19 protein-coding genes are annotated in these 19,016 nt (G+C 62.4%); 11 read left to right on the top strand and 8 right to left on the bottom strand.

What is annotated here, in order from left to right:
* Nucleotides 1-26 precede the first annotated feature (26 nt).
* Nucleotides 27-1,541, bottom strand: a complete 1,515-nt coding sequence (locus CXZ05_RS03015) for an MFS transporter (RefSeq protein ID WP_102971266.1) — start codon at nt 1,539-1,541, stop codon at nt 27-29.
* A 330-nt stretch (nt 1,542-1,871) separates the two neighbouring features.
* On the opposite strand from CXZ05_RS03015, the gene CXZ05_RS03010 reads away from it, so the two are divergent.
* Nucleotides 1,872-2,228 carry a hypothetical protein gene (locus CXZ05_RS03010; protein WP_146033036.1) on the top strand — a complete coding sequence of 119 codons (357 nt, stop codon included), beginning with the start codon at nt 1,872-1,874 and terminating at the stop codon, nt 2,226-2,228.
* A gap of 126 nt (nt 2,229-2,354) precedes the next feature.
* Nucleotides 2,355-2,678, top strand: coding sequence for a hypothetical protein (locus CXZ05_RS03005; RefSeq protein ID WP_102971133.1), 324 nt, complete (start codon nt 2,355-2,357; stop codon nt 2,676-2,678).
* Nucleotides 2,679-2,737: 59 nt separating this feature from the next.
* On the opposite strand, the gene CXZ05_RS03000 is transcribed toward CXZ05_RS03005, so the two are convergent.
* Complete coding sequence (locus tag CXZ05_RS03000; protein WP_102971132.1) at nt 2,738-3,220, bottom strand: helix-turn-helix domain-containing protein; 483 nt, start codon at nt 3,218-3,220, stop codon at nt 2,738-2,740.
* 126 nt (nt 3,221-3,346) lie between these two features.
* On the opposite strand from CXZ05_RS03000, the gene CXZ05_RS02995 reads away from it, so the two are divergent.
* From CXZ05_RS02995 to CXZ05_RS02985, 3 genes are read left to right on the top strand one after another with little or no spacing between them, the layout of a single operon-like run.
* Nucleotides 3,347-4,063 (top strand): SDR family oxidoreductase, encoded by a 717-nt coding sequence (locus tag CXZ05_RS02995; RefSeq protein ID WP_102971131.1) that lies wholly within the window; start codon nt 3,347-3,349, stop codon nt 4,061-4,063.
* A gap of 48 nt (nt 4,064-4,111) precedes the next feature.
* Nucleotides 4,112-4,636 carry a PaaI family thioesterase gene (locus tag CXZ05_RS02990; protein ID WP_102971130.1) on the top strand — a complete coding sequence of 175 codons (525 nt, stop codon included), beginning with the start codon at nt 4,112-4,114 and terminating at the stop codon, nt 4,634-4,636.
* Nucleotides 4,633-5,634 carry a TDT family transporter gene (locus tag CXZ05_RS02985; RefSeq protein ID WP_258006418.1) on the top strand — a complete coding sequence of 334 codons (1,002 nt, stop codon included), beginning with the start codon at nt 4,633-4,635 and terminating at the stop codon, nt 5,632-5,634. The genes CXZ05_RS02990 and CXZ05_RS02985 overlap by 4 nt, the downstream gene beginning before the upstream one ends.
* A 128-nt stretch (nt 5,635-5,762) precedes the next feature.
* Here the strand turns inward: CXZ05_RS02985 and CXZ05_RS02980 are convergent, their stop codons facing one another.
* The 4 genes from CXZ05_RS02980 to CXZ05_RS02965 form a co-directional block, all read right to left on the bottom strand.
* Nucleotides 5,763-6,482, bottom strand: coding sequence for an excalibur calcium-binding domain-containing protein (locus tag CXZ05_RS02980; RefSeq protein WP_102971129.1), 720 nt, complete (start codon nt 6,480-6,482; stop codon nt 5,763-5,765).
* Nucleotides 6,483-6,527: 45 nt separating this feature from the next.
* A complete protein-coding gene (locus tag CXZ05_RS02975; RefSeq protein ID WP_374754617.1) occupies nt 6,528-7,820 on the bottom strand; it encodes a DUF1524 domain-containing protein in 1,293 nt (430 codons plus the stop codon).
* Between the two features lie 776 nt (nt 7,821-8,596).
* Nucleotides 8,597-9,163: a hypothetical protein gene (locus tag CXZ05_RS02970; RefSeq protein WP_146033035.1), complete on the bottom strand. Its 567-nt coding sequence runs from the start codon at nt 9,161-9,163 to the stop codon at nt 8,597-8,599.
* 213 nt (nt 9,164-9,376) lie between these two features.
* Nucleotides 9,377-9,799 carry a hypothetical protein gene (locus CXZ05_RS02965; protein WP_146033034.1) on the bottom strand — a complete coding sequence of 141 codons (423 nt, stop codon included), beginning with the start codon at nt 9,797-9,799 and terminating at the stop codon, nt 9,377-9,379.
* 296 nt (nt 9,800-10,095) lie between these two features.
* On the opposite strand from CXZ05_RS02965, the gene CXZ05_RS02960 reads away from it, so the two are divergent.
* From CXZ05_RS02960 to CXZ05_RS02950, 3 genes are all read left to right on the top strand, one after another.
* On the top strand, nt 10,096-10,641 hold the full coding sequence (locus tag CXZ05_RS02960) for a hypothetical protein (RefSeq protein WP_102971126.1): 546 nt from the start codon (nt 10,096-10,098) through the stop codon (nt 10,639-10,641).
* A 363-nt stretch (nt 10,642-11,004) separates the two neighbouring features.
* Nucleotides 11,005-11,997 (top strand): PASTA domain-containing protein, encoded by a 993-nt coding sequence (locus CXZ05_RS22955; RefSeq protein ID WP_180987243.1) that lies wholly within the window; start codon nt 11,005-11,007, stop codon nt 11,995-11,997.
* Between the two features lie 634 nt (nt 11,998-12,631).
* On the top strand, nt 12,632-13,270 hold the full coding sequence (locus tag CXZ05_RS02950) for a hypothetical protein (RefSeq protein WP_146033033.1): 639 nt from the start codon (nt 12,632-12,634) through the stop codon (nt 13,268-13,270).
* A gap of 19 nt (nt 13,271-13,289) precedes the next feature.
* Here CXZ05_RS02950 and CXZ05_RS02945 read toward each other — a convergent pair whose 3' ends face one another.
* Nucleotides 13,290-14,675, bottom strand: a complete 1,386-nt coding sequence (locus tag CXZ05_RS02945) for an MFS transporter (RefSeq protein WP_102971263.1) — start codon at nt 14,673-14,675, stop codon at nt 13,290-13,292.
* Between the two features lie 95 nt (nt 14,676-14,770).
* Between CXZ05_RS02945 and CXZ05_RS02940 the strand changes: the two genes are divergently transcribed.
* The 3 genes from CXZ05_RS02940 (at nt 14,771) to CXZ05_RS02925 (ending at nt 17,937) form a co-directional block, all read left to right on the top strand.
* A complete protein-coding gene (locus tag CXZ05_RS02940; protein ID WP_102971124.1) occupies nt 14,771-15,442 on the top strand; it encodes a hypothetical protein in 672 nt (223 codons plus the stop codon).
* 237 nt (nt 15,443-15,679) lie between these two features.
* Complete coding sequence (locus CXZ05_RS02935; protein WP_102971123.1) at nt 15,680-16,240, top strand: hypothetical protein; 561 nt, start codon at nt 15,680-15,682, stop codon at nt 16,238-16,240.
* An 881-nt stretch (nt 16,241-17,121) separates the two neighbouring features.
* Nucleotides 17,122-17,937 carry a slipin family protein gene (locus tag CXZ05_RS02925; protein WP_102971121.1) on the top strand — a complete coding sequence of 272 codons (816 nt, stop codon included), beginning with the start codon at nt 17,122-17,124 and terminating at the stop codon, nt 17,935-17,937.
* 352 nt (nt 17,938-18,289) lie between these two features.
* On the opposite strand, the gene CXZ05_RS02920 is transcribed toward CXZ05_RS02925, so the two are convergent.
* Nucleotides 18,290-19,015 (bottom strand): GntR family transcriptional regulator, encoded by a 726-nt coding sequence (locus tag CXZ05_RS02920; protein ID WP_180987242.1) that lies wholly within the window; start codon nt 19,013-19,015, stop codon nt 18,290-18,292.
* Nucleotide 19,016: the final 1 nt, after the last annotated feature.

The raw sequence follows: 19,016 nt of genomic DNA, 5'->3' as shown, positions 1-19,016 counted from the left end.
AGCCCTCTCGATTACCCGCGAAATTGTCACATCACCGGCGGACGCTCGGGGCCTCCCGTATGGGACGCCCGCGCGGCCTCATAGCTGCTGTCGAACGGCAGCGTGTCCATCTCCAGCAGCGGGTTGTGGTCCTGCGTCGCCACCAGCTCGCGGGCGGCTTCATCCGAGTCCACGCTGGGCATGGAACCGGGCAGGTGCCGCTGGGCGGACTCCGGCAGGAAGTAGATGGCGACCGCCGCGATGGCCGACGTCGCCATGAGGTAGAACGCCGGCATCAGGTCGTTGCCGGTCGCCTGGATGAGCGCGGCGATGATGAACGGGGCGGTGCCGCCGAAGATCGCCACGGCGAAGTTGTAGGCGATGCCCATCGCGGAGTAGCGGTGGGCCGTGGGGAAGAGGGCCGGTAGCGCGGACGCGAGAATGGCCACGAAGAACGCCACCGGAAACGCGACCAGGGCCAGGCCGGCGAGCGTGGCCGGCACGGTTCCGATCGAGATCAGCAGGAACGCGGGAAGTGAAAACACCACTGTGCTGATGGCCCCGATCCAGAGCACCGGCCGCCGCCCGATCCTGTCCGAGAGGCGCCCTGTCAGCGGGATGCACAGCGACATGACCACCAACACCGGAACGGTCAGCAGCGTTCCGTGGATCTCGTCGTAGCCCTTGTTGGTGGTCAGGTACGTGGGCATGTAGGACGTGAGGGCATAGCCGACGGTGTTGCCGGCGGCCACCAGGATCATGGCCAGCACAATGCTGCGCCAGTGGTCCTTGAAGATCCCCACTGGGCCCACCGGGCGGAGCTCGTCGCCGGTCTCGTGGTGGGCGGCGGCCACGGCTTCGGCCTCCTGGGTGGCCTTGAAGGCGGGCGACTCTTCGATTTTCATGCGGAAGTAGATGGCGACGATGCCCAGCGGACCCGCGACGAGGAACGGGATGCGCCAGCCCCAGGCCTCCATCTGTCCCTGCCCGAGGATCAGCTGGAGGGCGGACACCATCCCGGCCCCCAGCGCGAAGCCGAGGTAGCTGCCCATGTCCAGGAAGCTGACGAAGAAGCCGCGGCGGTGGTCCGGGGAGTGCTCGCACACGAACGTGGTGGCGCCGGAGTACTCGCCGCCGGTGGAGAAGCCCTGGATCAGCTTGGTGACCACCAGCAGCACAGCGGCCCAGATGCCCAGCACCGCGTACCCGGGGAGGAGGCCGACGACAAACGTCGCCCCGGCCATCAGCATCAGGGTCATGGCCAGGACCTTCTGGCGGCCGATCTTGTCGCCGAGCCAGCCGAAAAAGACGCCTCCCAAAGGGCGGGCGATGAACGTGGCGCCGAAGGTCCCCAGCAGGAACAGGTTCTGGACTGCCCGGTCCGCCTCGGGCAGGAACACCGGGCCCATGGTGGTGATCAGGTAGCCGAACACGCCGACGTCGTACCATTCCATCGTGTTGCCCACGATGGTGCCGCCCAGCGCTTTCCGCAGGGTGCGGTGGTTGACGACGTTGACGTCGGACACACGCAATCGCCGCTGCTGCAGGGGTCGCTCTGCCATGGCTCCGTCACCGCCTGTTTTCAGGCTGGGCACGTGCCGCCAGTTTGCCGGCATCCCCGATCGGTGGAGGCCCAACTCTCCGACCATCTTCCCACTGCCCAATTGGCACAACAATGGGAACCGCAGCCGATTCACACGACTCGGGCAGCGCCGTCGTCCGCTTCCTCGGGTTGCTATCTTCTGATCATTTCTGGGCACCCAAGCCGGAGAATCGAAAGACTAGGAACATAGAGCTTGCCGGCCGGACCTACTGATAACTGCACTTCACCGGGTGGTAGGGCAGAGTTGGAGTACTGCGGTCAGTGACATCGAAAAGGTGGACGTATGGGGATGAGTGACGACGTGATGGTAGAGCTGCCCGCGGCTCAGCTGTGGTTGGCAGTGGCGAACGTGCTGGAGGACACGAGTCCTTTGGCGCGGGAGGCCCGGTTCGTGGCCGATGAGGTCATTCGTCTGCGCGATGTCGGGCACCTGTCGAAGAAGATCGCGGGTGAGATCGGATCGTTGATCTATCAGCGCAGAATGCACTCGGGACATTTCGGTGACTTCCGGCTGACGGAGCCGATCAGGCTTTTAGAGGCCGAGATTGACCAGAGCAAACATAAAGGCTTCGCTGAGTTCCAGGTCGATCCGGTCCAGGTGCCTGCGAGGATTGCGGACATCGTTGCTGGCGCACCCTGCGGATAGGTGAATCGGAGGACATGCCGCTGGTGCCTTTGCCGAGATTAGCCATCTCCTGCGCCCTCGGGGACACTCCCCTGCGCGCCTCCCGGAACATGGGGCAGCCGCCCAGGGACGCGGGATAATGGAAGTATGACCGATCGGGATCACGACGAGGATCTGTGGCAGGAGTTCGACCGGCTCCCTCCCGCAGGGCCCGACCGCGTCCGGGGACTGCCTGGCGGACAGCCGCAGGGCTTTGGTTTCCGCACCGGTGTGCGCAGTGCAAGGGTGGCCCTCGGGTTCGCCGTCTACGCCCTGGCGCTTGGAACAGTACTGGTCCTCACCGGCGCGGCCGTGTTCATCAGCCAGGGCCGGTGGCTGCTGCTCGGACTGATGGTGCTGATCGAGGCCGTCTTCGTCTTTGCCTTCAGCTGGCTGGCGCGGCAGGCACACAACCGGCGCTCCACCCAGTAGCGGTGGCCAGAGGACGACGGCGGGATGTACCGCCGTCGTCCTCTGTTTCGGTTTTGTTCTTACTGGTCCGACGCCGGGTCCGTACCGCCTGTTGACACAAGCGGTCCGAGCATCAAACTTCCTGGCTTGAACTCCTCACCGCATTCCGCACACAACACCAGCGGTTTCAGGTCGGCCCCGCAAGTGTGTTTGTAAGAGGCACGGGGCGTCTCGTCCCGCATCCACGTACTGCTCCAAGCCGCGAGGGAAATGAGAATGGGCGCGACTTCGGCTCCAGAACGTGTGAGGTGGTACTCGTAGCGCGCGGGGCGTTCGGAGTACTGGACGCGCTCGATCACGCCACGGCTTTCCAGCGTGCGGAGCCGGCCCGTCAGGATGTCGCGGGACGCGCCGGTATTGCGCGCGATCTGATCGAACCGGTGAACGCCCAACGACATCTCGCGAAGCGCCAGCAGCGCCCAGCGCTCCCCCAAAACGTCGAGGCCTGCCGCGATGAAGCACGCCCTGGGCGCATCTGCTGGCGTTTCGGTCGGCCGATTCATCGTTCACCCGCTTTCAGTACTTTCTCCAATTGTACAGTCAGTTGGAAAATCCAACCGACTCGGCTAACCTGAGATCTTGAGGCCGTGACAACCGCGTCGCCGCCCGACCTGAGACCAGGAGAACCCATGCCACTGCTATCTGGCGCCGTCGTTCTTGTCACCGGTGCGAACGGAGGACTGGGCCGCGAGCTCGTGGCGCAGGCCCTCGCCCGAGGCGCTGCGAAGGTGTACGCGACAGCCCGCCGCCCGCAAGAGTGGAACGATTCCCGGGTCGTCCCTCTCGCCCTCGATATCACCAACGCTGACTCGATCCGGGCCGCCGTTGCCCAGGCCCGGGACGTCACGGTCCTGATCAACAACGCCGGCATGAGCGTCGAATCGGACACCTTGTTGGCACTCTCCGACGAGGAGATCCGTGAAGTCATGGAGACCAACTTCTTCGGACCAGTCGCCCTGACCAGGGCATTCGCGCCGGTGCTCGCCGCCAGCGAGACAACAGCGGTCCTCAACATCCACTCGGTGCTCAGCTGGATCGCACTCACCGGCGCCTACAGCGCATCCAAGGCCGCACTCTGGTCGGCGACCAACTCCTTCCGTGTGGAACTGGCCCCGCAAGGCACGCAGGTCACGGGCGTTCACGTCGGCTACATGGACACAGCCATGGCCAAAGGCGTGGATGCCCCGAAGACCTCCCCCGAGGACGTCGCGCGGAAGTCGTTCGATGGGCTCGAGCAGGGTGATTACGAGGTCATCGTGGACGACATCAGCGCCGGCGTGAAGCTCGGCCTGTCGGGCTCGATCTCGGATCTGTACCCTGCCCTGGCAGCCGACGCCACGGCATGACCGCGACAAAGCCTGAAGACCTGCAGAGAACCTAAGGAGAAAATCCCCGTGTCAACCAACGCTTCAGCGGAACGCTCGGAAACCTTCACCTGGACTGATCCGGCCATCGCGCTCGAACAGCTGCCACGGCTGTCGGGTCTGGACTACTTTTCCGGCCTCCGCGACGGCAGCATTCCGCCGCCGCCGATCGCTTCGCTGATGAATTTCGATCTCGTCGAGGCGAAATACGGACACGTCGAGTTCCAGTGCTGGCCCGGTGAAGCGCACTACAACCCCCTCGGGATGGTGCACGGCGGCATGGCATGCACGCTCCTCGACACGGTCCTCGGATGCGCCGCACACAGCACTTTGGAAGCCGGGATCGGCTACACCTCCATCGATCTGGCGGTCAAATACCTGCGGCCCATCACGCTTCAGAAGGGTGCTCTTCGCGCCGAGGGGTCAGTCGTGAAATCCGGCCCGCGGGTGATATTCACCGAAGGCCGCCTCAGCACCGCCAGCGGAGAACTCCTCGCCACCGCGACCAGCACGCTGCTCATCTTCCCCCACCAACCGGGCGGACTGACGAGATGACTTTTACCGGCACCTCTGTTGCCCTGACGCCGGCCCCTCAGGGCCGCGCCTTGCCCCCGGCCACCCATCCGGGAATGGCCGCTTTGAGCCGCTTCGGCATTCCTCTGGGGCTTGCCGGCCTCGGCGGCGGCTGGTCCGCGGCGAGGAGCTCTCTGGGGTCCCCGACGTGGCCGGAGGAAATCCTTTACGGAGCGGCCGGCTCCCTGTGGCTGATCCTGACCGCCGTCTACGTGTTTCGGGGCCTTCGCCGAAAAGGAACATTCAGGGACGACCTGAGACACGAGGTGGCAGGGCCCTTTGCGTCCTTCATCCCGCTGGTGGGGATCTTGCTTTCGTCCCACTACAGCCAGTATCTGCCGCCATGGGGCGCCTGGCTGTGTACGGCTTTCATTGCCGCCCTTGCCATCGTCGCCGCGCAGCTCCTGGCGCACTGGGTCACCGGCGGGGTATCCATGCAATCCATCCATCCCGGCTACCTGCTGCCCGTCGTGGCCGGATCCTTCGTTGCCAGCATCGGATTCTCAAGCATCCGCGCCCATGATGCGGCCATGGCCGCGTTTGGCGTTGGCGCGTTCTTCTGGCTGGTCGTAGGAACCGTCGTCACCGTGCGCCTGATGACCGGCGGCGCGCTGCCACCAGCCGCTACGACCGGACTGTCCGCATATCTGGCTGCGCCTGCAACGGCCAATATCGCCTGGATGGTGTCACATCCAGGACCCGAGGGGGCAGTGCAGCTCGGTTTAACGGGCGTGCTGGTCATGATGGCGCTGATGCAGGTCATGCTCCTCCCCGAGTACTGCAAGCTTCCCTTCACGCAAATGTTCTGGGTATTCACCTTTCCAGTTGGTGCAACCGCGAACTATTCCATCCGCTGGCTTGCAACAACGGACCTCCCCGCCCGGGAAATTTACGGCTGGACGATTCTCGGCCTCGCAACAGCCTTTACGTTGGTCATTGCCGCGCGCACCGCGCCGACAGGAAATCCACGCCCAAGGTAGCGCGACGAGCCGGACGCCATGAAACACAGAAGTACGCTGATGAGGCTCTCGGCCGGGACACAGGCAAACGTGAAAGCCGTGGATACCTTCGAAAACGAGGGTATCCACGGCTCTGAAGTCAGCGACTACTACTCGCAGGCCACGCCGTCGCGATCGCGGTCAAGACTGGTGCTGTAGCCAGCCTGCCCCGAATACAGCGGTGCGGCACCTGCAGCTCGGGCGGCAGCGCAATTGGCGTAGTAAGCGGCCGCCGGCGGCGCGGCAGGTGCGACAGGAGCCGCAGGCGCCTGCTGCGCAGCTGCCTGCTGTGCGGCTGCTTGTTCGGCCGCCAGTTTCGCAGCAGCCGCATCTGCTACGCGCTTAGCTGCCGCAGCTTTGTCAGCCGCCGCTTTGTCCGCCGCAGCCTTCACCGCCGCTGCCTTCATCGCTGCTGCTTTGTCCGCCGCAACCTTCACCGCCGCAGCTTTGTCAGCCGCAGCCTTGTCGGCGGCCGCCTTTTCCGCCGCCAGCGCTTCCAGGGACTTGACGCCGAGGTGCACGGTGGCGCCCTTTGCCTCCTGAGTACCTTCCGCAGCGTCCTGGGACATCACCTGCCAGTTCTTCTTGATGATGATCGTTTTGCCGTCGAGAATGTCCACGGAATCGACCTCGAACCCGAGATTTTCCAGTTGCTCCGTGGCTTCATCCAAGGTCAGGCTCAGCACGCCCGGAACCGCGACAGTATCTACAACCTCAGCTACAGCGGTTGTAGATGCTGTCGGCTCCGGGGCCTGCGTTGCCGCCTCTTTGCCACCGCATCCCGTCAGCATGAGGCCGGTTAGCACAATTAGTGTCAGTGTCTTTTTCATTTTTCCCCCTCGGAAAGTTTGAAACTGCGGAGTGATGGAAGCGGTCTAGCTTTCGCAGGCGACGCCGTCGGAATCCCGGTCCAGTGCCGGCCGGTAGCCCGCCGATCCGGCGTACAGCGGCGCGGCACCTGCGGCCTTGGCGGCCGCGCAGTTGGCGTAGTACGCAGCCGCCGGCGCCGGCGCGGCGGGAACCGGCACTACAGGTGCAGGAGCAGCAGGAACCGGGGCTGGCGCAACGACAGCCGGAGCGGGCGCTGCCGGGGCCGGCGCCGCCACAACAGGGGCCGGCTCGACGACGGCGGGTACAGGCTCAGGTGCAGGTGCCGCAACGACTGGCGCCAACTCGTTCGTTGGAGCGAGCTGTCCCGAGCAGTCCCCCAGGATCCGGGCCATCGCGTCGTGCTCGGCTTGGGTGACCCACAGGCTGTACGTGGCCTTCACGGAGATCTGCCGGGCAACGTATTCGCACCGGAAGCTCTTGTTCGGCGGCAGCCAGGTGGCGGCGTCGCCGTCGCCCTTTCTCATATTGGTCGGACCGTCTGTCGACTGAAGGTTCAGCGGATCATTGGCGAAGGCGGTCCGCTGTTCGGTGGTCAACTGCTGCGCGCCCTTTTGCCACGCGTCGCTGAGGGCAACAACATGGTCGATCTGCACGGCGCTGCTTGTCGCAGCGCCACGCAGGAAGCTAATGGAAGTGCCTGTGTACGGGTCCGCCAGCGTTCCGGACCGCACCTTGCAGGGGACGCTGTTGGTGTATTTGATACCGGTGAGGTCGCGCTTGAGCATGTCATTTCGGGTATCGCAGCCGTTGCGGTCAACGTCCGCCCACGCCTGGCCGAACAGCGCCCGGTCATAGCCCGTCTTGGGTGCCCGGCCCTTGATGGGAAGGGTGGCCAGCAGGTCGACTGCCTTGGTGGCGAAGGCAGGCTGCGACTCCGGAGCCGTAACACTGGCCCCCTGCGCCAGAAGGTAGGGACTGTCAGGATCCAGCGGAGCGCCCGTCTCCTGCACCGTTGGGACGGACGACGGCGTCGGTGTCGCTTGGGCAGTTGCGGTCGCTTCGGCGGTCTCGCTCGCTTCGGCGGAGGCCGGCGAGGCGGCACGCTCCGATGAACCGGCCTGAGGGTTCCCTGTGGTGGTCCGCGGCAATGTGACGGCACCGCCGATAAAGAGGGCGAAGGAGACAGCAAGGGCGATGGCCCCCGCCTTCCGCTTGGCCGGGAGCCAGGCCCAGGAACGGCGGCCGGTCGCCAGGACGTAGAGGCCGGTAAGGGCGACCGTGACGGCAAGGAAGACCAGTGCGCCCCCAATGCCGCCACTGAACGCCCCCATCATCATGAAGAGCGCAGTGATGCCTCCAACAACGAAGGTAGAAGCCCGTGGCTTACGCGGCGGCCTCGGGGCCGGCCCCGCGCCCGATGGTCCAGGCCCGAAAAGGCTCTCGTAACTCGACATGGTCATCCCCATTAATAAGGGCCCGGCGATTCGCCGGGCCCTTTGCCAAAGCCAAAATCTTGCTAATGAGAAGCCTATTTCTCGAGGTGCTGGGAAAACGAAAAGTGCGTTGATCTTTGGACAACATTGATGCGGCCTTGAGCCAATCTTGAGGGTTCTCGTCGCAATGGGATGTCGCTGCTTAACGCTGGGAACGGAAGAGCGATATCCTGACCACGCGAAGCACGGCCACGACGAACGCAGTGCGGCTCAAAGACTTCGCCTGACACCAGTCAGCCCGGCACGGGCTCCCGCTGGGAAGCTATGACTGCACTGAGCGGTTGCCTGGTGCGCCAGGGGTACGGAACTGGCGCCGGGCCCAATAGCGGCACGCGCGCCTCAGCCCAGCTCCGCGCACCCACGGCAATTGCCGGCGTCGTTCGTCTACGTATGCCTTCCGCCCCCGCCACAAAGCGAAACCACGAACACTAAAGTGCTGAGCGCCAGCATGACCAGCATCGCCCGGCCCCGGTTCTCCTGGTACACCCATTGCCGTGGAAAATGTCCCAATCATTATCATGGCCCCACTCGGACCGCATGCGCTTGATCAGCGAAACCAGCGTGACTTGGGCCGCCGACCGCCAGCCTTCCGGCGCAGGGAGGTCACCGCCAGGATACGCTTATTGCTGCACCTCCAGGTCCGTGACTTTCCACTCGGATCCCTTGAAGGTCAAAACGATCTTGCCAAGCTTGCCATCGCTTCCGCCCTGCCCTGATTTTTCAATGCCCTTGATTTTTACATCGCTACCTTTGATGAACGCCGTCTGCCCTTCAATTTTGATCCCAGACTCATTGGCGGTCATCTCGGTGTCGGGGGTGAGCATCGCGGTCACGGCGAATATCCCGATAAGGGCGGCGGCCTTCTTGTCTTCCATTTCCAAGTATTCGTAGGATTTCGGATAGGCCTTCCTGAAATTTGCCGCCCTCTCCTCATCGGGCGCATTCGAGGCTCCCTTCGCCATGGCGTCCTTCAAGTACGCATCTGATTCGTCAGACACATTTACAAGGAAGGCGTCCAGAACCTTCTTTACCTCAGCGGGCTTGTGCACAACCGCCTCGATGGAGGGAGTGGGGGCCGAGGACAGTGGTCCTCCCGACCCTGCCGTGCCGGATCCACACGCCCCCACTCCGACGCCGATAGATATTGCGAGAAAGGGCGCTACCAGCCCGCGCATAACTTTGTTCATGTTTACCCCAATAATTACTTACAAAATGAGCATCGATAGGCGAAAGTCTCAACTCCGCGCTGCCAAGCATGCCGCATCCGCCTGTCTGGACGAAATGCAGTTAGCACCACTCATCATCATGTCAGGGGAAGATGGAGGACTGCCTCAACTTGGGCATTCTTGTGGGAAAGCTGCGAGAACGCGGCGAGTGATTCAGCCTCCACAGCCTCCCCCTCACTTGAAGCTGACGAGCCGCCCGCCAAGTTTCTCCTGCATGTCAGGGGCGTCCGGGCTATTGATCACCCAGTTCTGCCCAGTAAGCCAGACACCGTCGCTGTGAAAGTCGAGTTCCTCATTGAGCGCCTTGTTATTCTGAATTAGTTGGCTCACATCGGCGGTTGATATGTAGGTCGAAATTACAGTCTGGTCATTGCACGTGCCTGATTCGGCCGCCAACTTAACGTTGTTGGTTTGATTCAGATTTGCGCAATCACCGCCGGCCGCTACATAGGCGTCGTGCAACGCCGCAAGGGATGAAAAGCTTCCTCCATCCGCGGGAGGCGTCGGAGTCGGCGTTACGGTTTCGGCTGCCGGCGTTGACGGAGCGGCTGAAGCGCAACCACATAAAACAGCTAGAGAAACAGCCGCAAGGGTCAAGAACCCAGTCTTCAATTTTCAAGTCTCCTTCTGGGCCGCCAGAGCGTCCCCCATGTTCCATGATCGCCACTCAGAACGCGACCGTCGACCATTATCTGGTTGACGAGATCATTTGGCTAATGGCCACACCTAGCCCGCCGGCTTCCTTGTTCATCGGCAGTTCGCACACGCTGAGGCGCCTCAATGCCGCCCAAGCGCTTCACAAAGCGGGCTTGGAGATCTTTTTTTGACTACCTACCGGGTGCGTGTACCCTGAGCGAGCACCACTAAATTTAACATCTCAAATATGGGGAAACATGTTCAAGAAAATCGCCCTCGCCGCCGTCGTAGTCGTTGCGATGGGCTCCCTCACTGCCTGCGGATCATCCGAAAACACGGTGTCCTCTGCGGGTGGTTCTTCTGCAGCAGCTGTCGAGACAACCGCGGCGCCGGCCGCGAAGACCTCTGGCACGTTTGCCGACACGATTACCTTTCCGAGCGGTGTCTCCGTAAAGGTCAAGCCCGCCGTCGTGACGGCTGGGCAGTACGCCAGCGGCGCAGTGGAAGGCAAGATTGTAACCTTTGACATCACTGTCAAGAATGGCAGCAAGGAAGATCTCAACGCTGCGCTGATGAGCGTTCCCAAGGTCACCTATGGTGCCGATGGAACTGCCGCCCAGATCGCTAGCGATTTTGAAGCCAAGATCGGTGGCTCGGTTCTCTCCACCGTTCTTCCCGGCGAGACGCAGACGGCCAAGGTGGGCTACGGCATCCCGGCCGCGAGCTTCAAGGACGTTCGGGTCGAGATCATGGCTCCGTCGTTCTCTGACAAGCCCGCAATTTTCAAGGGCGCTGTCAAGTAGCCTTCTCCTGCCCGTCAGGCCCCTCCTGCCCAGGAACAATTCCTGACGCGAGAGGGGCCTCCCGCCTTACTCGAGAAGCAGCGGACGACAACCTGTTGCCCCCCCGACCTACTAGGCCTACCTCCGGCATTCAGGGTCCTAGCCGCAGCGGACGCTGGCAATTGCTATCCATGGCGAGAGCTCCCAGGACGCTCATGCACGGCCGTTCGGACGGCGCGGGCCCAAACGCCGGGCATAAGACCGCCCCTTCCTGTGCAGCAGCAGTTAACACCGGGCTCCGTTGCCTCACTCCTTTCTGCACTACGCGGCGGCCGACTCATGGCGCCGTCTGCTGGCATAAGACTCCGCACGATTTATTGAAATATGAGGGAAACCTTGAAAAGAATACGAAGCATCTCGGCTGCCGCCGTTCTGGTGGCCGCAATGGCCGGATGCGGCAGCGCGGGCACACCTGCAGGCAACACCACGAACGTGGCCTCCCCAGCGTCCGATGCAAAAAAGACCGTCCCGGATCTCACCGGAAAATCGTTTCCGGTCGCAAACAACCTGCTCAATAACGATGGCCTAAGCGGCGTCGCCTTCGGCAAGGACGGCAAAGAATGGAAGAGCCGGTATCCGGAGGACGCAAACGTGCTGTCCTCCGTCCCGGCCGCCGGATCCAGCACTGATGAAGAGCTCATCCGGCTGAATATCGACATGAACGAAGCTGATGTGATCGCAGCCGCGAAAGCACAAGAGGCTGCCGCCAAGAAAACGGCAGCCCATAAGGCAGCCGCCGAAAAGAAGGCCGCGGAAAAGGCTGCAGCTGCTAAAAGGGCTGCAGAGGAAGCAAAAGTTAAGCCGAAGGTCTATTCGGGCTTTGGCGACGACGTGCTGGCTATAAGCAAGCACGACACAGGTGCGGAAGCACTGACCATCCAGCACACGGGGCCCAGCAACTTCGCCGTCCACTCTCTGGATTCGTCTCTTGATTCCACAGACCTGCTGGTGAACGAGATCGGCAACTACAGTGGCACGGTTCTCCTGGATGGCGGCTGGTCAAGCACGGAGACATCCAAGCTGAAGATTACGGCCGGAGGAGCGTGGACAATCACGCTGGTGCCGCTCCAGAAAGTGAAGTCCTTCAACGGCAAGTCACCAATCACTGGTTTTGGGGATGACGTCTTCTATTACACGGGCGAGATCGCTTCAGCGACTTTCACCCACGACGGTTCGCACAACATTGCAGTGAAGACTCATGGGCTGGACAGTGACCTACTTGTCAATGAAATCGGACCGTACACGGGAACACTCGTGTGGCGGCCGGGCCTTTATTCGGTCACCGCGGACGGCAACTGGTCCGCCACGATCAAATAGGAAGACCGTTAGGGGGTGAAACCACCCCCACGGACTCAGGTACTTGTCGACAGACGAAGCCCATTCGCCCAGACCGGGACGGCTTCTTCTGTCGACAGGTGGGTTGACCTGCCTGCTTTAGCAAGGCTGGCGCCTGGCCGCTGCTACCCCTGACCTACTTCGTGCTCTTCGCCGGTCCTCAACAGCTGCCCGCCCGGGCGATCATCGACTTTCACTTCACCATGGCCGCATCACCTTCGGCCGGCAACAACGCCAAAACTTCACGAACGCGCGCTTCGAGCTCAAAGCGATGTGCCTCTGCAATCGGCAGTGAGCCATCCTCCTTGCGGGGCGCCAGCGCAGTGCTAACCTAGCTTCGTCGCAGCCGCGGCCCTTACTTTTCCGGGGGAAATCAATGACTCATGACCCGAACATGCCCCCTGTCCAACGCCCAGATCAGCAGTACGGGCAGACGCCGCAGTTTGGCCAGTATCCACAGCAAGGCGCTTTCGGTTCCAACCAGACACCTCCGCCGCAGCATGCTCAGCATCCTCACTTCGCCCCTCCCGCACCACCTCCCCCGCCCGCTGGGCTGTCGCATCGCCGAAAGGGCCCGTTCGGAGCTGCGTTCTGGATCGTCTCGACGCTGCTTGCGGTGTTGGTTTTGATCAACACTGCGCTAGGCCGAGGCGAAGCGATCCTGATCATCCTGGGCATAGCAGCCGCGCTGACCGGGTTGATTTCAATGGGCGCTGAGCGACGGACGTGGGCAAACCTACCCAACCGGAAATTCGCGATGGGCGTGTGCCTCGCCGGCGTCGCATCAGTACTGGTCGGCAGCGTGGCTGCAGGCGCAGACGCGTCCCACGACGCACGGATAGTCAGCGGGGCTCAGCCCGCGACGGGCGCTGAACTGGAAGCCGCAGCAACTGCCAAATTGAAGGCCCGCGAGGATGCTCTTGCCAAAGCGGAGGCGGACTCTGCCGCGAAATTGAAAGCCCGCGAAGACGCCGTGGCTGTCCGCGAGGCTGCTGCCCAAACGGTCGAATCCAAAGCCGCAGTCAAGACCTTCGGCCAGGGAGTGTGGACCGTGGGCAAGGACATCGAGCCTGGTGACTACAAGACAACGAAAACCGTCGTAGGCGACTGCTCGTGGAAGATCACGCGCACAGGGAGCAACGGCGGCGACTACATCGACTACGACTTTTCAGTCTCCGGCGGCCGCCCCATGGTCTCGCTAGTCGAAGGCCAGACGTTTGACTCCGACGGCTGTGGCGACTGGGCCAAACAGTAGCCATGAGGGTCGCGGATCGTCATACCTTGCGCTCCCGCCACAGCAGCGACACCACGAACGTCACGGCACTCAGCGCCAGCATCACCAGCACGATCCGGCCCCAGTTCTCCTGGTTGACCCCGGTGCCGTAGAAGATGCCGATCATTACGGTCGCGCTGATGGCGCCGACGTACCGGCAGGTCTGGAAGATCCCCGCCGCCACTCCCCTGTCCTCCGGCGCGGCGGAGATGTACAGCCCCTGGTTGGAGGCGATGCTGACGGACCCGTACGGCACCCCCATCAGGGCGGTCAGCACCAGCACCAGCGGGACGAAGAACGACGCGGTCAGGAGCCAGAGTGCCGCTGCCGCCACCGCAAGGAGTACGACGCCGGCAATCAGCACCCGCCGCACACCAAATTTGTCGATCGCCTTCACGGCGAGCGGGGTGATGACCACCGACATGGCCGCCAGCGGCAGCATCAGCGCACCCACCAGCCCGGGGTTGTAGCCCGCGGCTTCCTGCAGCAGCTGGGGCAGCCCGAAGAACGCGAAGTAGTAGACGCCGCTGAACACCGTGAAGCCGAGGTACACCAGCAGCAGCGGCCGGTTCCTGCCGAGCAGCCGCAGATCAAGGAACGGTCGGTTGAAGCTCAGCTCGCGCCAGGCGAACAGCACGGCGAACACCATGGCTCCGCCGAGCAGCCACCAGCGGTAACCGGGCAGCGCATTCAGGAGTCCCATGAGCAGCAGCACCATGCTGCCCACGAAAGCGAGGATGCCGGGAATGTCCGAGTCGCGCAGCAGCGTCGCGATACTGCCGTGCTCGCGCCGTTCGTCCGCGGGAGCGTATCTGCGGACGATGAGCAGGGCGGCCAGCGCCAGCGGCACGTTGATCAGGAACAGCGCCTGCCAGCCCACCAAACTCACCAGCAGCCCGCCGATCACCGGGCCCACGGCCGCCCCGGAGGTGTTGGCCATCTGGATCCGGCCCAGAGGCCGGGTGGACGGCACGTCAGCCTGCCTGGCCAGCTCCCCGACCATGACGACGGCGCTCGGGTAGGCCGTCGCGGTCCCCAGCGCCATGAGCGCGCGGGCGACGCAGACCCACACGAAGTTGGGCGAGAAGGGCGCCAGCGCGCAGGCCACCGCCACCAGCGCCATGCCCAGCATGAAGAGACGTCGAGGGCCGAAGCGGTCGGCGAGCCGCCCCATCAGCGGCTGCCCGGCGGCCGAGGTGATGTAGAAGGCTGTAATCACCCAGGTGACCGTGGCGACGTCGAGCCGAAAGTCCTCGCGCAGCACCACGAGGGCGACGGCAATCATCGATGAGTTCAGCGGGTTCAACGACGTGCCTAAGCTGAGGCCGGCCACGGCGAGGCCGGTGCGCTGGCGGGTTTGGTTGCCGGTGCGGGGAGAGTTGCTCACAGCAACAGTCTTCCGCACCGTTCCGTTCCTCGACGAACTTTATGTACGGCCGCGCCGTGTACGCCTCTAACCCAGCTGAAGTTCATAATGGCCAGGTGATCAAATTCATCAGGGTCGTGCACGGCGTTCTATTCGCCGCTGGTTACCTCGCCATCGCTGTGCTTGCCTCCGTTATCAGCTACTACGGCAAGCCCGAATTGGGGCTGGGCATCATCCTGACCGCCACCGCAATGTGGGTGACACTCGTGGTCGCGTCTGCCGTAATCAATCGCAGACATAAGCGGGCAGTGCGTTCCGCCGAAATCGCGAAGTCAGCCGCTGCGGCCGGACACACCAAAACGTATAGTGCCCACGCCACCGAAGACTACGAGCACGATGCTCACACAGTCTGGTCACTAATCCGGCCTGCCGAAAGTGCCGTGCTGCTCAACGATGCACAACGCGCGTTCACAGTGCCCGGAACACCAGCTGGCGTCGGCGAACAGCAATGTTTCATCCGCCGCGACGGCTCCGTATCCATCATGGAAATTGTTGGCGAGGAAAGCCCGTGGTGGGCGACAGCGCGGCCCGTTACGCCGGAGGGCGCCCTTAAACGCTCGACGTATCGACTCGAGCCGACAGCGGCTGGGTGCGCGCTCACCGTCGGAATTGTCATGGAAATTCCCGTCAACGCCGAGCTCGCCGAAGATCCGAACGAGCGGTGGGAAGCCCAAATGCGGCCCTACCTGAACAGAGTCAAGGAAGTACTGTCCGCCCGAGACTGTTGAGGCCATCTTGTAACCCTAGTTATTCCCATTCGCCATCAGCGGCAGGCCTTCGCCACGCCATGAGGTCGGTCGGCCTAGGACGCGACGGCATCCGCACCTGCGGCGCTGGGCCTGAATTCCTCGGCGGACAGCTCTTGAATTCGACATGTTGGGCGTGGTGTTCAGTCAATAGCCGTCATCACACTGTGGTTATATGGACGCAGTTCATAATCCTGCAAAGAAGGGGTAGTCCCTGCAATGGAAGTAGTTCTGGGCCAGGTCAGCGTGGATACATTTAAGATCCTCGTATGGATCGGGGCCTCTATCATTGGCGGCCTATTTGTCTTTGGCCGTCGCGTATCCTCTGGGTGGGAGATTGCCTCAAGGATGGTCAGTGTCTTACTGGCCGCAACAATATCGTTCGTCGGCCTTAACATGGCAATAGTGTTTTATATCCTTGCGCACCTTGCGGACCCGCGCTGGTCTGTCGGGAAAGACCCAATGGTCGATATCCCAGAACTGTCCGCTGGATCATTTTTCGAACCGGTCACCAACACTCTGAATGATGTACTCAATAAGGTAAGTGGCAGTCTGAACGATGCAATTTCGATCAAGAATGCGTTCCTGATAATTCCCGACTTCGTTGTTCCCGCGGGACAGGCTTTATGGCTACTGTTAGCGTTGATGATTGCGGCCCGCCTCATCAGCTGGAAAATCGGAAAAATGCGGGCTCAAGAGATAGAACGCAATACCCGAGATCTGGCGGATATACGCTCCCAGCTAGGCCTTTCTCCCTTCAAGGAAAAAATGCTCCTCTGATATAAATGCAAGTGCTGTCATTCCTGGGGCACCGCATTCTGCCTTGAGCAAGGGCTAAAGCACGGATCGCCCTACCCCAGCGGCCGTTGCCGGAACATAGGGAACTGCTCCTTCACGCGTCACAGTAGGCAGGCTGCGCCCCACGGACACCGGCGGTGCCTGGTAGACACCGCCACGTAGACGCTGTTTTCGATGCTGCGGGCCGGCCGTCCCGAACCTCGACCTTGGCCAACTGACCGAGCGGCTGGTCAAAGCTGAGATTAGCGCCATTTTGCCTTAGTGACCAGGCAGTGCAGTGTGGAAGTCTGCTTCAACCCGGACATTTCCTATTCCGCAGGGCTCACCGACGGCCGTTGCCGGTGCAGGGTTTCCTGATAGTCCTCGTCCGACCTCTCATCCCGGGGTTCGTCATAGGGATAGCCACCGGGAAGCGACCCCTTGGCAAGACCGCGCAGGACCAAGTGATGCAGCGAGGTTTGGCCGTCAGCTGTGACAGCGGACAGAGTGGCCGACGTCGGACTGTGAATTTTGGCGTTTGCCATCTGCTCAATGCCGGACGCGCTGGCCCCGCTCAGGAAAATGACTGCCAGAGCTGCTATTCCGGGCACAAAGGCCCTTCTCCAAAGCCCCACTGATTGATCATTTCCCATGAACATGAGGGCAGCGACAGGAGGCCCTTTGAAGAGGCTGTGAGAGGCCACGCGGCCAGCAGTGGCGTCAGCCCTCCTGGGCGCCCGCCTCACGAGCTCGCTATCGTCCGGCAGATACACTCAAGGGCCTCTTTTGCACCCTTTGCATGGGAAAATAGAGCAAGGACGACTGTCACGGCGCCGGACCCGGCTCCGGCACGTCCGGCTCAAAAAGACCAGGAGGGGATCCTGATGGACCCCACCACCATTGTCGTTGTCATCGTCCTCGTCGTACTGCTGCTCATCGTTGCGAAAATGTCGATCCGGATCGTGCGCCAATATGAGAAGGGCGTGCTCTTCCGGCTCGGCAGGGTCATCGGAGTCAGGGATCCCGGCCTGCGGCTGATCATCCCTGTCATCGACCGGCTGCCGCTGGTGAGCCTGCGGATCGTGACCATGCCCATCCAGTCCCAGGGCATCATCACCCAGGACAACGTGAGCGTCGACGTCTCAGCGGTCGCATACTACCGGGTGGTCGACGCGGTGAAGTCCGTCGTCGCGATCGAAAACGTGGCCGCGGCCATCGACCAGATCGCCCAGACGACCCTGCGGAAAGTCGTCGGCCGGCACACCCTTGACCAGACCCTGTCCGAGACCGAACGGATCAACGTCGACATCCGTGAAATCCTCGACGTGCTCACCGTCGAATGGGGCGTCGAAGTCACCTTGGTGGAGCTCAAGGACATCCAGCTGCCCGAAAGCATGAAGCGCGCCATGGCCCGCCAAGCTGAAGCCGAACGCGAAAAGAGGGCGAAGATCATCGCGGCCGAAGGCGAAGCCATCGCCGCAGCGGCCCTCGGAGACGCCTCCGACACCATGATGGCCCACCCGCTGGCCCTGCAGCTAAGGAACCTGCAGTCCCTGGTCGAAATCGGCGTCGACAAGAACACCACAGTCGTCTTCCCCGCCCCGCTGATGAGCACCATCGGTGAACTCTGGGCGTTCCTGGCCCGCGAAAACCTGGCCGCGGCATCATCCGGCGGCAAGACACCCATCAAAGCGGCATAGCCTCCCGGCAGGGGCACCCACCTGCCAGCCAGCGTTAGTCTGCTGCTCCAGTTCCTTGCCTTGGCCGATCTGGGTGCGTGCGGCCTTAGCCCCGGGTGCGGGTGGGAGGAGGCAGGGTGGCATTCCGGCCGCCCTGCCTCCAGCGCGATAGCTCTGTCCTGCGCCCGTCTTTCGGGTTGCCTGTTGCGATGGAATGCAGGGCAGCGCTGTCGCATGCCGAAACTGGATCCGGCGGTCAGTGAAGTCCCGCGGTGGTGCCGGTTGAGTTCTCGGGCGGCCTCGCTGCGCTAATCCCGGTCGACGAAAGGCACGGTGTCGGAGTAGGGGGCGAGGCGACTGCGGTACCGAGGTACTAGCGGCGGGAACTGTTGGTGGTCAGCGGATGTTGGAGTGCTGTTTCCCGGAGGAGTTGCAGGCGTAGGGTCCGCGCTGTTTCCATGTGTTGCCGGGCGATTTTTCCGGCCTTATCGCTGTCCTGCTTTTCGATCGCAAGCACGATGGCCTCGTGCTCGTCCAGGGACTCTGCCCAGCGGTTTCCTGTTGAGAGGGTGGACCGGGGTGCGTGAATCAGGTGTGTTGACAGGCGGTCCAGCAGGTCCTGAAGAACAGTATTGTGAGCGCAGCTCCAAATGGCGGCATGGAATTCCAGGTTCGTGGTGATCCTGGTGTGGTCATCCGGGTCCTGAAGTTGCCTGTCGCGCTGCAACAACGCTTCAAGACGCATAAGGTCCGGGAATTGGCGGGATTTGGCTGCTTGCCGGGCGGCCTCTTCCTCAAGGAGGATCCGCATGTCATAGATCTGGATGACTTGTTGGGGGTCTACCTGAGGGACCTGGAGCCCTCTCGCCACCCTCTCAAGGAGACCCTCATGCTGGAGGCGGGACAGCGCCTCCCGGACTGGGGTCCGGGAGACGCCAAAGCGTTCAGCAAGTGAAGTTTCACGGATAGCTGTTCCGGGCTGATGGACTCCGGACAGGATTTCGCCCCGCAATGTCAGGAAGATGCTTTCGCCATCCGCTCGTCGGGTTGATGCTGTATCCGTCACTTGACTTGTCCTTGAAAAATCGGGGCTGAGCATT

The organism is Arthrobacter sp. AFG20, assembly GCF_002892795.1.
Lineage (GTDB): Bacteria > Actinomycetota > Actinomycetes > Actinomycetales > Micrococcaceae > Arthrobacter.
This window is presented reverse-complemented; position numbering and strand designations above follow the sequence as displayed.